Source organism: Thermococcus cleftensis, assembly GCF_000265525.1.
Taxonomy (GTDB): domain Archaea; phylum Methanobacteriota_B; class Thermococci; order Thermococcales; family Thermococcaceae; genus Thermococcus; species Thermococcus cleftensis.
The window spans coordinates 612,623-625,964 of record NC_018015.1; the positions used below are offsets into that span (position 1 = coordinate 612,623).

Below are 13,342 nucleotides of genomic sequence, written 5' to 3' on the forward strand. Positions count from 1 at the left end.
AGGAAAACATCGGTGGTACTGATGAATAAACTTACTTCCCTGGCCCTCTTACTTTTGCTCCTCCTTCCCCCCGTCACCGCGGTGAACGTCTGGGAGCACATAAACACCAGCAGGGAAATGTACTTCGTTAAAGTATTGGGCAGATGTAGAAGAGAACCACCACTTGACCCATTGAACAACTCCAGAATCGCCTCCGTCAGCATAGGATACACCTACAGTGATACCCAGTACATAATCACTACTACGCCCCCTACGATTCCGAGTACTGTAAGCACACCGGCCGTTGCGGCTGGTGGGAAGAGTTCCTCCCCAAACAAGAGAACTTAACACCCTTTAACTCCTCCATTTGGAACGTCACCAAGGTTCTAGAAGAGTATCATTGGGGCCTGGAGAACTACCTCCCCAACATAACTGGAAAGGTCACGGACGACTTCGAATGGCCCGAAAAATACTGGGTGAGAAGAGCAGACCTGTGGGAAGTCTGGATAGACGCAAGTGAGTTCCGGGTAACACTGTATTCCTTCGTCTCGGAGATTGGAGGATTGAGCTACGTAGTTTTTGAATGCCAGAACCCGGAGAACATGACGTGCAACTGGAAAGAGCCAGTAGTAGACATAGAAGTGATGGTACCACCAACGACCACCACAACCACCCCAAAACAAGAAGATAAAGAAACCTGCGGACCAGGATTGCTGATTGGATTAGTGTTGGTTCCCCTACTCGTAAAACAGAAGAAGAGGTAGTAAACTAATGAACCGGCAATCCTCAACAATAGTCCTTGCGCAGGGGTTCTACTTGGAGGTGAGGTCAGATTGAGGCGTCTCCTGATTTCCTTGTTTCTTGGATTCCTCCTAATGTCCTCCACTAGCGTCACCACGGCACTCAGCCTCTGGGACGTCATAAACAAAAACGAAACCGTAATCGACGTTTTTATATTCGGCTCAGGCCCCAAAATGCCGTGCAACCCATTCAATGACTCCGGAATCTATGAAATCCAAGTCGTTTATCCATTCAACGACACCCACTACAAGATAGTCAGCTACTATTCGAACGGAAGCATTGAACAGGAATATATTCCAGCGTATCCGAGATACAATTTCACAATAGCCACCTGGGATCTCGATAGGGTAGTTGGATACTACCAGAATCATATTCAGTCCCCATCTCCCTGCGTTGATCCCGAAAACATTACAAGGTGGGTAATCCTCATGGGAGGGCACTCCATCATTATAAGGGCATACCCGACAAAATATGAAGGAGTCTACGACGAAATCGTCTGCCTAACTCCCCAAAACCCATCATGCAGAGTCTCAGGATCCAAACCACCACAGAAACCGGAAACCTCAAGGACCGAAGACACAACCTCAAACGGAAAAGAAACCTGCGGTCCAGCTTTGTTAGTTGGATTAACGTTGGCTCCCCTGATCCTGAGATGGAAGGGGCACGTAGATGAAAAGTGAACCATTATTTTTTCAATATTTCTTGGCCGGATACTTCTCCCCGTTCTTCTCCAGCTTCCTCTCAACCGCCTCGTCAAGGTCTATGTCCAGTTCGTGGGCTAGTAACGTTAGGTAAATTACGACGTCGGCTATTTCGTCGGCTATGGCTTCCCTCTTGGCCGGGTCTTTCACCGCTTCGAGTATCTCCCCATCGCTCCCCCACTGAAAGTGCTCCAGAAGCTCGCCCAGCTCGACCGCAGCCGAGATGGCCAGGTTCTTCGGCGTGTGGTACTTAGCCCAGTTCCTCACATCTCGGAAGGCCACGAGCCTTTCCTCAAGCTCCCGGAAGTCCATACCACCACCCCGGCTTAGAAGGCGTGAGGGTTGGAGCTTCTGAGAAGTTCCAGGAGCTTTAAAAACTCCTCAATTTCTTCCCTGGAGAAGTGTTCTTCAGCATCGCTCTCGGGATCGAGTTTTGACAGCATCTCTCTCGCCTTCATGAGGTCATCTAAATCTTCCTGGAGCTCAAGGGCGCGCTGGATAAACTCATAGCTCGTTTGAGGGCTCTCAAAGGCCCGGTTCTGGTTGGCTATTATCGCTATCTTCAGGTTCGCTATGGTCTCATCTACCTGTTCGATAAGCTCCTTAATCTTCATGTCCACCACATTCTAAGCTACTCACCGGGGTATTTAAGCCTCCCGAAAGGTTTTTACGTTGAATGAGATAAAATTCATACGGTGGTCCGGGTGGACTTCGACCTCTTCATGGAGAGGTACGGGTACAAAATACTGCTTGCCATCTTCGGGATGATAGTCGCGGGCATATTTGCGATCATCGGCATCTGGGCATACGTTGCATTAAAATACCTCGGCCTTCTCTTTGGGGGCCTGATAATAGCCCTCGTCGCCGTCCGTAGCCTCATGAACAGGAGAATACTCGACGCCCAGGCGAGGGTATTCAGCAAGTACTTCTACGACGATAGGAGACGGAGGTGATCAAATAGATATATGGGCATAGAATGGCGCTCCGAGACCATAACGAGAACCTTCTTCAGGACCCACAACGAGGTTCACTACGACAAGAACGAGAGAAAAAGGCCATAGTTTCGAAAATTTTTCGATTTTCGACGGGGCTTTTCTGAAGGCAGAGTTTTAACCCTAACTGCGAAGGAACTACGGTGGTGACATGGAGGTGGTCAAGGCTTACCCTTCTGATTCGGCCGAAGTAAAGGGCGAAAAGCGCGAGAAGAAGCTTCTCATGGGTAACGAGGCCATAGCCTACGGCGCCCTCGAGAGCGGCATCGCCTTCGCCACAGGCTACCCGGGAACCCCATCAACAGAGGTCATCGAGACCATCGCGAGGCTCAAGCCAGAGGTCTTCGCCGAGTGGGCGCCCAACGAGAAGGTTGCCCTCGAGGAGGCCGCGGGAGTTGCCTACACCGGATTAAGAGCCCTCGTGACTATGAAGTGCGTCGGCCTGAACGTTGCCGCCGACCCGCTGATGAGCTTAGCCTATTCTGGCGTCGAAGGTGGCCTGGTAATCCTCGTTGCCGACGACCCGGGGCCACATACAAGCCAGACGGAGCAGGACGACCGCTACTACGGCAAGCTCTCGCTCCTGCCTGTTCTCGAACCTGCAGATCCACAGGAGGCCCACGACCTGATAATCTACGCCTACGAGCTGAGCGAGCGCTATAAGGTTCCGGTAATATTCCGCACGACAACGAGGGTGAACCACACGACGGCCGACGTCGAGGTCGGCGAGTTCATCGAGCTAAACCGGAAGCCGGTCTTCAAGAAGGACATAGAGCGCTACGTCAGGGCCAGCATGGAGGGCAACAGGAAGAGGCACAGGTGGCTCAACGAAACTCTGAGAAAGATCGAGGAGGAGTTCAACTCGATGCCCTTCAACCGGGTCGAGGGGAGCGGCAGGATTGGAATAATCGTCGAGGGGGCGCCCTACAACTACGTGCGCGAGGTTCTGCCCAAGCTCGACGGCGACTTCAGGGTTCTCAAGCTCTCAACGCCCCACCCACTCCCGAGGAAGCTCGTCGTGGAGTTCCTTAAGGGTGTGGACTTCGCGATAGTTATCGAGGACGGTGCGCCCTTCCTTGAGGAGGAAGTCAAGATTGCCGCATACGAGGCCGGGCTCAACGTGCCGATATACGGCAAGAGGACCGGCCATCTGCCCCTTGAGGGGGAGCTGACGCCTTCACTGGTCAGGAACGCCCTGCTGGGGCTTATCGGTGAAAGTGAGGAGACCTACGAGAAGCCCGAGGAGGTAAAGCTCGCCGAAAGCCTTGCCCCGAAGAGGCCTCCTGTTATGTGCCCGGGCTGTCCCCACAGGGGGAGCTACCGCGCCGCGTTGGACGCGCTGAGGGATTTAAAGCTCGGTCGCTACTCGGTTCCGATACACGGGGACATAGGCTGCTACGCCCTCTCGCTCCTCCCGCCGCTTGAAGCGATATGGACCGAGTTCGTCATGGGCGCGAGCATAAGCCTTGCCAACGGCCAGAGCGTCGTGATGGACAAGAAGATAATCGCCACGATTGGTGACTCGACCTTCTTCCACAACGGAATCCAGCCGCTCATCGATGCCGTCTACAAGAACCTGAACGTTCTCGTCATGATACTCGACAACAGGACAACGGCCATGACCGGCCACCAGCCGCACCCAGGAACGGGGGGAAGCGAAACCGGCAGGAAGTTCAACGAGATTGACATCGAGGCTCTGGTCAAGGCGTTGGGAGTCAGGTACGCCAAGACAGTTGACCCCTACGACCTCAAGGCAACGAGGGAGGCAATAAAGGAGGCCATGCAGGTTGAAGGGCCGGCGGTGATAATAGCAAAGCAGGAGTGCGTCATTCCGGTCATAAGGCGCGGTGAGATAGGCGAGATACCGCTCGTCATCGAGGACAAGTGCACAGGCTGCAAGGCGTGCATACTCCTCACCGGCTGTCCCGCCCTAGTCTACGACCCGGAGACGAACAAGGTCCGGATAGACAGCCTGCTCTGTACGGGCTGTGGCGTCTGCAACCAGACGTGTCCGTTCGATGCGATTAAGTTCCCGAGCGAGCTGGAGAAGGGGGCTTAACCTGCCTTCTCTTTTTCTATACTCACCCGCAAATATTACCCGTTCAGTAATATACTCCGCGAGTAATAGCTGTACATGAGGTTCGCATCAATCTAAATCACCGAACTCAGCCTCCAGCTTGCATGCCTTCAGCTCCTCAAACTCTGCCTTTCCTAAAATCCCCCTGAGCTTTCCTGAAATCACCCTTTGGCAGTTTCCGCTCCTTCACGAGCTCTCTTCGAATCAGCTCAAGCTCTAAGAGCCTCTTCAGCTCTTCGGGGTCAGCGTTCTCAGGAACGTTTACCCAGATGGTAATGACTGGCATGTGACCACCAATAAAAATTTGGATAATGATGTTAACCCATCACTCCCGCCAAACCTCAAGAACCATATAGCGCCTCACGAGAGGATTGGGGTACAGCTCCCAGCCGATTCCCTCTGTTTCCGCTTCAATCTCACCGAATAGGCCGCCCTCGCGGGGGTCCAAGCTTTCCCCGTAGATTTTTCCCGGCCTTATCTCCACCCGCATGTACCTTGGCAGTCCGACCCTTACCTTACCTTCTTCCTTCGCACGCTCAATCGCCCATTTGGCTGTGTAGATTCCGGAGTATATCTCCGCTATCCTCACCGGGACGCTCCACTTTCCGATGGCGATTATCTCAATTCCAGTCTCCTCCCAGAGCTTTTTGGCCAGAGGCTGTAATTCCTTGGCCAAATCCTTCCAGACCTCCTTGCCCCTGTCTGTTATCGTCAGGGCGTCTATGGTCGGCTCGTCGAGCTTCCTGACCTCTATTCCTCCTATCGTCGAGTCGAGGTGAACGACGTCGGGCTTGACTTTTCGAGCAAGCTCAACCGCAAGGAGTGCTTCATCTCTAATCGCCTGCCTGCCGCTCATGTCGTAGTCGAAGGGGTCGGCGTAGCGAACCACGCTCAGCGTCGCCGTCCTGTAAGGCCTCTCAACCAGCACGGCGGCCGTCGCTATAAGCCCAACCGGCTCGTAGTCCTCGGTCAGCAAAGCCCCACCGGTGTCGGCCGAAACGATCCTCATGGAAACCACCGTTAATGGGCAATTACCAATAAACTTCCCCGCCGTATCAAGGTTAGGTGATAGCGTTGAGTGAGTCAGCCAATCCAGTTTATGAAGCTTTGGGTAGTTATATCGATGGCCTGTGCGGTTCGATATACCTTGGCACGGCGAGGGGAAAAGCAGTTTTCTACGGGGAGATGGTCCACCCCCTGACGCCAACGGAAGAACCGCTACCTTTCATGAACATCTTTTACTCCAAGGGGACCGTGGAGGTCATAAGTGTATGGGGACGGGTGGATAAAGGGTCGTTTACGGTGAAGATGGTCCCCTCAGATATGAGCTACGACAGGCTCAGCGGTACGATAGAGCTGGTCTTCCACCCAGAGGGTGGCGGTTCGATAGTGGTCACTCTCCACGGAAACACGAAGCTGGCACGAACGCTCAAGAGCGCAGCCAGGGCATGCAAAGGAGAAGAAGCAAGAAATAGGGTCAGCCGCTGAACCTCATCACAGCTCAGGACTCGGCAAAGTCATCATTCCCAGCAGCGTTTTGAGTTCTTCCCTTAAAGCGGTTACCGTTTCCTCGTCCGGATCCGTTATTCCTCCGTACCGCCTGATGACTTCATAGACCTCCGGATATCTGCTCCCAAGCATTCCCTCCAGTCCTCCCGCAGGGAGGAGCATTCCAGTATCCCGGTACACGAGATAAGCTCCGAGGGTGTAGAGGGCGTCCATAAGTGCCATGTGCGCCATCTCAAAGCGCCCCTCCGAGAGATAGTAGTTGCCGCGCTCGAGGTAGGCCCAAACCTTATCGAGAAGCTCCCTTTCCACTCTCAACACCGCACAGGGTTTATAAGGGGTTTCTAATAAATCTGTCGGGGGAAGATGAGGGCTGAAGTCATCGCCTGGACGGTCGCGGTTCTCACGATTGTGTACCTCGCGTGGAGGACGGTTAGCCCATTGGTTACCCCGATATTCTTCGGCCTGGTTCTCGCCTACGCCGCCTACCCAATCCACCGCCGGCTGAAAGGGCGTATAGGCAAGAGGAAATCCGCGGCACTCCTGACGGCGGGAACCGTGGGGCTAGGGGGAGTGATAACCTTCGAGCTCCTTATGATTTCCGTCCGTGTTGCCGCGTCGTTCTACGACAGCATCGTCGAGTTCTTCAACTGGCTGATGATCCAGCCCCTCCCTCCGGAAGTTCTAGACTTCCTACAGAGGTTTTCGGACCAGCTGATTCCGCGCCTCTCGGATTACATATCCCGTGGGACCCTCTCGATCCCCCTCTACCTCCTCCAGCTCTTCGTTTTCCTCCTAACGTTCTACTACTCCCTTGCCTACGCTGAAGACATCTCAAGGCAGATACACCTTTCACTTCCGCGGAAGAACCGCGAGCTCGGCGAGAGAATACTAGAGAGCCTCAACAGGACCCTTGGAGCCCTAGTCCGGGCCTGGTTGGTGCTCAACGTGGTCAAAGGGATCCTCATGACCTTTGGCTTCATAATATTCGGCGTCTCCGACATCTACACGGCCATAGTTGCCGGCTTCCTAACGTTTCTGTTCTCCTTCGTCCCGCTCTTCGAGGGCTGGATGATATGGGCCATAGCGGCCGCCTACTTCGCCATGAACGGCTCTTATCTCCACGCCGCGGGAATAGCGCTCTACGGCTTCCTCCTCGTCTCGCCGATTCCAGACTACACGATAAGGCCCATGATGGTGGCGAAAGACGCTGACCTCGATGAGACGCTGGTGTTCATCGGTATGATAGGCGGAACCTGGGCCATGGGAGTGAAGGGACTCATAATCGGCCCGATAGTCCTCAACCTCCTCCTCGTCCTGCTGAAAGAGTGGAAAAGGATCATAAACGAGAGAGAACCTTCACACCGGCACCCTCAAGCTCCTTCAAAGCCCGCCCCTCGTCCTCAGGGTTGATTCCCTTCACGGCATCGCGGAGGAGATATGTTTCAAAGCCGTGCTTTACCGCATCTAGGGCTGTGGCCTTTACGCAGTACTCGGTCGCCACCCCACAGATGTAGACCCTTTTTACGCCGTTTCTCTTCAGAATCTCCGCCAGTTCAGTTCCCTCGAAGCCTGAATAGGCCTCCTTGTCCGGCTCCGTCGCCTTCGAGATTATAACAGCGTCAGCTGGAAGCTCCACGACGAACTCTGCCCCCGGCGTGTTCTGGACGCAGTGCCTCGGCCAGGGGCCGCCGTTCTCCCTGAAGCTGATGTGGTTCTCCGGGTGCCAGTCGCGGGTGGCAACTATCAAAGCCCCCCTCCTCCGGAACTCCTCGATGTACCGGTTGCACCGGGGTATTATCCTGTCCCCCTCCGGAACGGGCAAAGCCCCGCCGGGCATGAAGTCCCTCTGCATGTCCACAACTATGAGCGCCTCCTCTGGCATGGTATCACCCCAAAATAATTTCCTCAGAACCGTTAAAACGGTTTGCGGAGGTGCTTTCACAGCTCGAGCCGGTCCTTAAAGCGAGACATATCAACGCCCTTCTCCATACCGAAGAGGTACGCCAGAATTCTCTCGTCGAGGTCGCCGTAGCGCTCGCGCATTGCCTTTATTCCCTCCATAACCTCAATCTCCGTCCAGCCGAGGGTCCTGGCGATGTGAACCACCATCTCGCCGAGCATGTTCTGAGGTTGCTCGCTCTCCTCCAGAAGCTCAGTCCTCACGATGAGTTTTCCGTTCCGCTCCTCGATGACGCCCCCCTCAATGCCCTCCGCTATGAGCTTCTTCGCGGCCTTCACGTCCATAAGGCGGAGGCTGAAGGCGAGGATTCCCACCAGCTCGGCCCTCGAAAACTCCGCCGAGCCCTTGTACTCAACGGCGCGCTTTAGAGGGTTCACGCGACCACCCAACCTTTTTAGGCATCGAGATAGATAAACCTTTGCCCGTTGGCGGATTTCACAGACGCGGGTGATGGAGATGGAGCAGAGGACGCACAGGCTGACCTCGGAAAGGCTCGTGGGTAGGCCGCTGAGAATAGAACCTGGAAGGGCTGAGGTGGAGCTTCTAACCACCGAGGAGATGGCCGTTGACGAGCACGGCCTCGTTCATGGCGGCTTCACCTTTGGTTTAGCGGACTACGCGGCGATGCTGGCTGTAAACGAGCCCACCGTTGTGCTCGGAAAGGCCGAGGTGAGGTTCCTGAAGCCGGTGAGGGTCGGTGATAGGCTCGTGGCGAGGGCGGAGGTTGTTGAGGACCTCGGACGTAAGAAGGTGGCGGAGGTTGGTGTTTTTAGGGGAAAGGAGAAGGTCTTCGAGGGCACCTTCCACTGCTACGTTCTGGAGAAGCACGTGCTCGAATGAGCCAAAATTTTTTAAGCTTCAGTATCGAATTTCGATATCGGTGTTCGATATGAAATACCGGGACTTTCTGGCCCTGCACATACTCCACCACGCGAGCGAAGAGCCGGTCACAGGTTCGTTTCTGATGAAAGAGCTTGAGAGACACGGCTACCACATCAGCCCCGGTACGATGTACCCCCTTCTTCACTCCCTGGAAGAGGAGGGCCTTCTGAAGAGTCAGTGGAAGGTCAAGAACGGAAGACGCGTGAGAGTCTACGAGATAACGGAAATCGGCCGGAGAACCCTCGACGAGGGCAAAGAGAAGCTGAGGGAGCTCTGCCTCGAACTGCTGGGGGAATGAGGAATGGAGGAAAAGGAGAGGAGGATATTCGGAATAAGCTGGAACGTCTTTCTGCTCGGCATCGTCAGCTTCCTCAACGACATGAGCAGCGAGATGATAATCCCGATAATGCCGAGCTACCTGATGGAGGTTCTCGATGCCGGAAAGCTGCTCAGCGGTTCGGTCATGGGCGCGATAGAGAGCATGAGCTCGCTGTTCAAGGTGGCCTTCGGCTACGTGAGCGACCGCTTTAAACGGAGGAAGGCCTTCGTCTTCGCCGGCTACGCCCTCTCGACCCTCTCAAAAGGAGCCCTTGCCTTCACCCGCCACTGGTGGGACTTTCTCCTCCTCCGCGCGGTGGACAGGGTTGGCAAGGGCGTAAGGACAGCCCCCAGGGACGCGCTGATAGCGGAGTCAAGCGAGAAGGGGAAAACCGGGAAATCCTTTGGCTTCCACCGAATGATGGACACCCTCGGCGCGGTCGCAGGTCCGCTCATTGCGATAGGGCTGATAGAACTCCTCAAAGACCTTCCAGCCGAGACCACCTACAGGCACATCTTCCTGCTCTCCGCGGTTCCGGGGGCGATATCGCTCCTCGTGATAATCCTCTTCGTGAAGGACAGGGGCGGTGAGGTCAAGAGAAAGATAAAGGGCATATCCACGCTGAGGAGCAGGAACCTCCAACTCTTCCTCGCGGTGGTCGCGATAGGCGCCCTCGGAAGGTACAGCTACGCCTTCACGATGTGGAAGGCGCAGGAGCTGGGCTATTCGGTCGTTCAGAGCATGGCCTTCTACGCGCTGTTCAACCTCATCTATGCACTCTCGGCGTATCCCCTCGGGGTTATCTCGGACGGCTTCGGCAAGAAGCGGCTCATAACCCTCGGATTCGGTGTGGCGGCTCTGGCGGCCGTGGCTTTCGCCTATGCAAGAGACCTCTACACGCTGATGGCGGCCTTCGTGCTCTACGGGATTTACATAGCGATCGAGGACACGATTCCGCGGGCCTACATGGCCGACCTCGCGAAGGAGTTCGAGAAGGGAACGGTGATAGGGGCATACCACACCGTCTTCGGCGTCTTCGTCTTTCCCGCCTCGGTGATAGCGGGCTGGCTCTGGAGTTCCTACTCCCTGGCCTATGCATTCATCTTCGCGGCGGCGATGAACCTCGTTGCGATGGTGCTCATGGCCTTCGTGGGGGAGTAGTTTCTCCCCGCTTTTCTCCCGAAAACAGAAATTGGTCAGAGGAAGTCAAAAGGGATAAAATCAAGCACTGAGCTTCCCAAGCTCCTCGTCGCCTATGAATAGGGGCCTCTCAGCTTCAATGACGTAGCTGAACTCCCACTTCACTTCTCCCCTGTTCATCAGCTCAGCGTAGCGCTTCGCCTTCTCCTCGGCTTCCTCAACGCTCGAGGCTTCAACGAGTCTCCTGACGTACCACTTCCTGTCACCAAAGCGAAGCTTGAACTCGGCCATGAACATGGGCATCACCGGTAAAGTCACCATCGAAAAGGTTTTAAAATCTTTCAATGCCATTTCCCGTCGAATTAAACACTGTGGTGACGAGTAATGAGAAAGAGTTTGGTTATAGTTTTGTTCATATCAATGATCACAATAATCACCGTACCTTCAAAAGCAGAAAACACCGGTGTGAGTTCAGTGCTGTATCACGTTAATGGGCAACCACCGTTAATCTGGGGCGTCTCATGGAGAGGAGATACGGTCTACTGGGCATTTAAAGATAACTCCAGTGTAGTAATCGTGCAGATGGAACCCTCAGGGGCCATAGAGCCACTCTTCAGTTACGAAGTGACCGTCTCCGGGTATGATACGAGGTACTACTTCGGTGAGCCTCATGTTATGCCGTTCAACAACAGTTTTCTGATTTGGGGAAACCTGAGGTCTGAGATTTACAATCCATTCAAAGTCGATTATATGAGTGGTTTCTGGATAGCAAACGTAAGCAGGAGCGGGAAAGTGAACTGGGCCAGAGCGTACCTCACAAAGCTTTCATCATCAATACTGAGAGCCGTGAGAGTAAACGACGGGATTCTAATCATCGGAGATGGAAGTATATACTCCGGTGGCGATGCATTCATTGCCTTATTAAACTCCAAGACTGGCGAAATCGAGAAAGGATACGCCTTTGGCGGCCGATTCATGGACGGGATATCCCGCATTATCAAGATGGAAAATGGAAACCTCCTCCTGGTAGGAACTTCCTGGAGTTTTGGAGCGCCCCAAACGGCCCTCTTTCTTATAGAAATAACTCCCCAGCTGGATATCGTTCAGAAAAGGGCCTACATAACCTACGAGAACTGGACCCCCGTTAAAGGGCTGGAACTGGATATTCCAAAAGTTAAGGTACTGGAAGACGGGAACGTGGTTCTTGAGGGCACGTTTAGAGTATGGTCATATACCCCCAACACTACGGTTCAATCCAAAGAGGGATTGTGGGAACTAAAGCTTGATAGGAATCTTAATGTCGTCTCGTATTCGTTCAGAGAGCTGGCTTCTCCCACCACGAATCTCACCCTAAGTCATAGTTACCTGGCCGAACATGGCGGCAGACGCTACCTGATAGAGATGATGTACACAAACCATTTCGGAGTGTTCGTAGGAGAGATAAAGAGGGATATAATAGACGGGGAAACGATAGGTATCCCCACCAACACCGACCCTACCAGACCACAGATATGGCTCATGGACGTTGCTCCCCTAGAAGACTCAATGATGCTTTTCTTAAATGTGCACGAATTCGCTGATGAAAGATACGCTAGCCAGACTGAAGGTACTTTGGTGATTAAAGTCCCGTACGACAATATAACCGCCATCAGGGAATTGAAAAAGCGTCACATGTATTCAGGATCGTTCAGGTTTGAACTCAAAAAATGGGACGTTGATGTCAGGCAGTACCACGGGGATTTCGATGAGATAATCCACACCCTAAAGTTCAACCCCCCTGAGGGGACTATCAAGCTTACCCAGAAAACCGAGGGGATACCCCAGATAACAACAATCCGGGATCCGGGACCTTCAGGAAAGCTTGAGTTTCCGGACATAGCGAACGAAACTCACGTTTACATAGACGGCAAGTACGTTGGAGCCGGACCGAAGATGTACACTCTTCCCGCGGGAGTTCATATGATCAGGTTCCAACACGAGGGATTCATACCATACACCTGCGAGGTGGAGATAAAGCCAGACCACGTACACTATGTATTTGGACCAGCGTACGTCACCATCACAACCACTCCTCCAAACTCCACTATAGTCCTCATGGAACAGGATAAAAACATCTCCCTCTCTGGGAAATCGCCACTCAAGGCCATATTACGCGGTTCGTACACTCTAAAAGTGACCAAGGAAGGGTTCAGGACTGTGGTGAAGGATATACACGTTTTCTATGGAAAGAACGTCACGCTTCACATAACGCTCCCCCCTCAATCCGCCACGCTAAAGATAGAAAGCGATCCCAGTGCGTTGGTATTCATCAACGGAACGTTCAAAGGGAATACCCCATTAGAAGTGGAACTACCCCCTGGGCAGTATGCCGTCGAATTGAAAAAAGACGGGTACCAGAATTATTCCATCACAGTAGCCCTTAAAGACAGGGACGTAGTCACCATCGGAGAAGTACTGGAAAAGGTACCCACCACGACGACAAAGTCTCCAGAGGTTCTGGAGAACGCCACGTCCACGACGTCGAGTCCGGCACAAAAGTTCTTCGAGGGGAACGAAACGGAGGACAATCCCGGTGCCAAAACCGAAAAATCCATCTGTGGACCAGGAATGGCAGTCATAATTGCACTACTGTCTGCAGGGATCAGAAAAAGGCATAAAAGTCGAGACTATCAAGGTTCCATGGCCCGGTAAACGTCCCCTTCCCTGACGGCCTCGAATATCTTCCCGCCTTCCTTCGTTTTCAGCTCGACCATCACGGCCGAGGGTTCACGTTCGACCTCTTCCTCCACCTTCCTCCTGCTGAGAACCTGAATGAAGGCATCTCCAAGGCGCTCAAACTCGAAAACAAGGACATCATCTTCCCAGCGGTAGCCCCGGTAGGAAACACCGCCCATTCTGAAGGTAACCTCAAGAACGATTTTCATAATCACTCCCCCAGCTGTCCTACGGGACAGTCGTTTGACGACGTTAAAAAGGTTGGCA

The 13,342-nt window shown here is 53.7% G+C and carries 19 protein-coding genes; 10 read left to right on the forward strand and 9 right to left on the reverse strand.

Going from position 1 to position 13,342, the window contains the following annotated elements; all coding sequences use genetic code 11:
- Positions 1-21: 21 nt before the first annotated feature.
- Together CL1_RS10645 and CL1_RS03505 are read left to right on the forward strand one after the other, a co-directional pair.
- On the forward strand, positions 22-327 hold the full coding sequence (locus CL1_RS10645) for a hypothetical protein (RefSeq protein WP_014788515.1): 306 nt from the start codon (positions 22-24) through the stop codon (positions 325-327).
- A gap of 485 nt (positions 328-812) precedes the next feature.
- Entirely contained in the window at positions 813-1,460 is a 648-nt protein-coding gene (locus tag CL1_RS03505; RefSeq protein WP_014788516.1) for a CGP-CTERM sorting domain-containing protein, read from the forward strand.
- Positions 1,461-1,472: 12 nt separating this feature from the next.
- Here the strand turns inward: CL1_RS03505 and CL1_RS03510 are convergent, their stop codons facing one another.
- Complete coding sequence (locus CL1_RS03510) at positions 1,473-1,793, reverse strand: nucleotide pyrophosphohydrolase (RefSeq protein WP_014788517.1); 321 nt, start codon at positions 1,791-1,793, stop codon at positions 1,473-1,475.
- Positions 1,794-1,807: 14 nt separating this feature from the next.
- Positions 1,808-2,095 (reverse strand): hypothetical protein, encoded by a 288-nt coding sequence (locus tag CL1_RS03515; protein WP_014788518.1) that lies wholly within the window; start codon positions 2,093-2,095, stop codon positions 1,808-1,810.
- Positions 2,096-2,176: 81 nt separating this feature from the next.
- On the opposite strand from CL1_RS03515, the gene CL1_RS03520 reads away from it, so the two are divergent.
- Entirely contained in the window at positions 2,177-2,434 is a 258-nt protein-coding gene (locus CL1_RS03520; protein ID WP_237266270.1) for a hypothetical protein, read from the forward strand.
- A 190-nt stretch (positions 2,435-2,624) separates the two neighbouring features.
- Positions 2,625-4,532, forward strand: a complete 1,908-nt coding sequence (gene iorA, locus CL1_RS03525; protein WP_014788520.1) for an indolepyruvate ferredoxin oxidoreductase subunit alpha — start codon at positions 2,625-2,627, stop codon at positions 4,530-4,532.
- A gap of 136 nt (positions 4,533-4,668) precedes the next feature.
- On the opposite strand, the gene CL1_RS10735 is transcribed toward iorA, so the two are convergent.
- Both CL1_RS10735 and CL1_RS03530 read right to left on the reverse strand, forming a co-directional pair.
- Complete coding sequence (locus CL1_RS10735) at positions 4,669-4,836, reverse strand: hypothetical protein (protein WP_187287176.1); 168 nt, start codon at positions 4,834-4,836, stop codon at positions 4,669-4,671.
- A gap of 39 nt (positions 4,837-4,875) precedes the next feature.
- Positions 4,876-5,559, reverse strand: coding sequence for a DUF4152 family protein (locus CL1_RS03530; RefSeq protein ID WP_014788521.1), 684 nt, complete (start codon positions 5,557-5,559; stop codon positions 4,876-4,878).
- Positions 5,560-5,615: 56 nt separating this feature from the next.
- Between CL1_RS03530 and CL1_RS03535 the strand changes: the two genes are divergently transcribed.
- Complete coding sequence (locus tag CL1_RS03535) at positions 5,616-6,038, forward strand: hypothetical protein (protein ID WP_371731564.1); 423 nt, start codon at positions 5,616-5,618, stop codon at positions 6,036-6,038.
- Between the two features lie 6 nt (positions 6,039-6,044).
- Here the strand turns inward: CL1_RS03535 and CL1_RS03540 are convergent, their stop codons facing one another.
- Positions 6,045-6,368 carry a hypothetical protein gene (locus CL1_RS03540; RefSeq protein WP_014788523.1) on the reverse strand — a complete coding sequence of 108 codons (324 nt, stop codon included), beginning with the start codon at positions 6,366-6,368 and terminating at the stop codon, positions 6,045-6,047.
- 54 nt (positions 6,369-6,422) lie between these two features.
- On the opposite strand from CL1_RS03540, the gene CL1_RS03545 reads away from it, so the two are divergent.
- Complete coding sequence (locus CL1_RS03545) at positions 6,423-7,469, forward strand: AI-2E family transporter (protein ID WP_014788524.1); 1,047 nt, start codon at positions 6,423-6,425, stop codon at positions 7,467-7,469.
- Here the strand turns inward: CL1_RS03545 and CL1_RS03550 are convergent.
- On the reverse strand, positions 7,396-7,941 hold the full coding sequence (locus tag CL1_RS03550) for a nicotinamidase (protein WP_014788525.1): 546 nt from the start codon (positions 7,939-7,941) through the stop codon (positions 7,396-7,398). The two genes, CL1_RS03545 and CL1_RS03550, sit on opposite strands and share 74 nt — an antisense overlap.
- A 56-nt stretch (positions 7,942-7,997) precedes the next feature.
- Entirely contained in the window at positions 7,998-8,396 is a 399-nt protein-coding gene (locus tag CL1_RS03555; RefSeq protein ID WP_014788526.1) for a DUF2240 family protein, read from the reverse strand.
- Positions 8,397-8,475: 79 nt separating this feature from the next.
- Between CL1_RS03555 and CL1_RS03560 the strand changes: the two genes are divergently transcribed.
- From CL1_RS03560 to CL1_RS03570, 3 genes are read left to right on the forward strand one after another with little or no spacing between them, the layout of a single operon-like run.
- Positions 8,476-8,859 carry a hotdog fold thioesterase gene (locus CL1_RS03560; RefSeq protein ID WP_014788527.1) on the forward strand — a complete coding sequence of 128 codons (384 nt, stop codon included), beginning with the start codon at positions 8,476-8,478 and terminating at the stop codon, positions 8,857-8,859.
- 49 nt (positions 8,860-8,908) lie between these two features.
- The gene (locus CL1_RS03565; RefSeq protein ID WP_014788528.1) at positions 8,909-9,199 is read left to right on the forward strand and encodes a PadR family transcriptional regulator; all 291 of its coding nucleotides are present in this window, start codon (positions 8,909-8,911) and stop codon (positions 9,197-9,199) included.
- A gap of 3 nt (positions 9,200-9,202) precedes the next feature.
- Positions 9,203-10,381, forward strand: a complete 1,179-nt coding sequence (locus tag CL1_RS03570; RefSeq protein WP_014788529.1) for an MFS transporter — start codon at positions 9,203-9,205, stop codon at positions 10,379-10,381.
- A 60-nt stretch (positions 10,382-10,441) separates the two neighbouring features.
- Here CL1_RS03570 and CL1_RS03575 read toward each other — a convergent pair whose 3' ends face one another.
- Positions 10,442-10,657: a hypothetical protein gene (locus CL1_RS03575; protein ID WP_014788530.1), complete on the reverse strand. Its 216-nt coding sequence runs from the start codon at positions 10,655-10,657 to the stop codon at positions 10,442-10,444.
- An 87-nt stretch (positions 10,658-10,744) separates the two neighbouring features.
- Here CL1_RS03575 and CL1_RS03580 point away from each other — a divergent pair, with 87 nt between their 5' ends.
- Entirely contained in the window at positions 10,745-13,051 is a 2,307-nt protein-coding gene (locus CL1_RS03580) for a PEGA domain-containing protein (protein ID WP_014788531.1), read from the forward strand.
- On the opposite strand, the gene CL1_RS03585 is transcribed toward CL1_RS03580, so the two are convergent.
- On the reverse strand, positions 13,030-13,284 hold the full coding sequence (locus tag CL1_RS03585; protein WP_014788532.1) for a hypothetical protein: 255 nt from the start codon (positions 13,282-13,284) through the stop codon (positions 13,030-13,032). The two genes, CL1_RS03580 and CL1_RS03585, sit on opposite strands and share 22 nt — an antisense overlap.
- Positions 13,285-13,342 lie beyond the last annotated feature (58 nt).

What these genes read in the sequence shown, in the direction of transcription:
- CL1_RS03585 (WP_014788532.1), bottom strand. Translation starts at nt 13,284, where the DNA reads ATGAAAATCGTTCTTGAGGTTACCTTCAGAATGGGCGGTGTTTCCTAC.
- CL1_RS03580 (WP_014788531.1), top strand. Translation starts at nt 10,745, where the DNA reads ATGAGAAAGAGTTTGGTTATAGTTTTGTTCATATCAATGATCACAATA.
- CL1_RS03575 (WP_014788530.1), bottom strand. Translation starts at nt 10,657, where the DNA reads ATGTTCATGGCCGAGTTCAAGCTTCGCTTTGGTGACAGGAAGTGGTAC.
- CL1_RS03510 (WP_014788517.1), bottom strand. Translation starts at nt 1,793, where the DNA reads ATGGACTTCCGGGAGCTTGAGGAAAGGCTCGTGGCCTTCCGAGATGTG.
- CL1_RS10735 (WP_187287176.1), bottom strand. Translation starts at nt 4,836, where the DNA reads ATGCCAGTCATTACCATCTGGGTAAACGTTCCTGAGAACGCTGACCCC.
- CL1_RS03545 (WP_014788524.1), top strand. Translation starts at nt 6,423, where the DNA reads ATGAGGGCTGAAGTCATCGCCTGGACGGTCGCGGTTCTCACGATTGTG.
- CL1_RS03530 (WP_014788521.1), bottom strand. Translation starts at nt 5,559, where the DNA reads ATGAGGATCGTTTCGGCCGACACCGGTGGGGCTTTGCTGACCGAGGAC.
- CL1_RS10645 (WP_014788515.1), top strand. Translation starts at nt 22, where the DNA reads ATGAATAAACTTACTTCCCTGGCCCTCTTACTTTTGCTCCTCCTTCCC.
- CL1_RS03550 (WP_014788525.1), bottom strand. Translation starts at nt 7,941, where the DNA reads ATGCCAGAGGAGGCGCTCATAGTTGTGGACATGCAGAGGGACTTCATG.
- CL1_RS03515 (WP_014788518.1), bottom strand. Translation starts at nt 2,095, where the DNA reads ATGAAGATTAAGGAGCTTATCGAACAGGTAGATGAGACCATAGCGAAC.
- iorA (WP_014788520.1), top strand. Translation starts at nt 2,625, where the DNA reads ATGGAGGTGGTCAAGGCTTACCCTTCTGATTCGGCCGAAGTAAAGGGC.
- CL1_RS03560 (WP_014788527.1), top strand. Translation starts at nt 8,476, where the DNA reads ATGGAGCAGAGGACGCACAGGCTGACCTCGGAAAGGCTCGTGGGTAGG.
- CL1_RS03565 (WP_014788528.1), top strand. Translation starts at nt 8,909, where the DNA reads ATGAAATACCGGGACTTTCTGGCCCTGCACATACTCCACCACGCGAGC.
- CL1_RS03570 (WP_014788529.1), top strand. Translation starts at nt 9,203, where the DNA reads ATGGAGGAAAAGGAGAGGAGGATATTCGGAATAAGCTGGAACGTCTTT.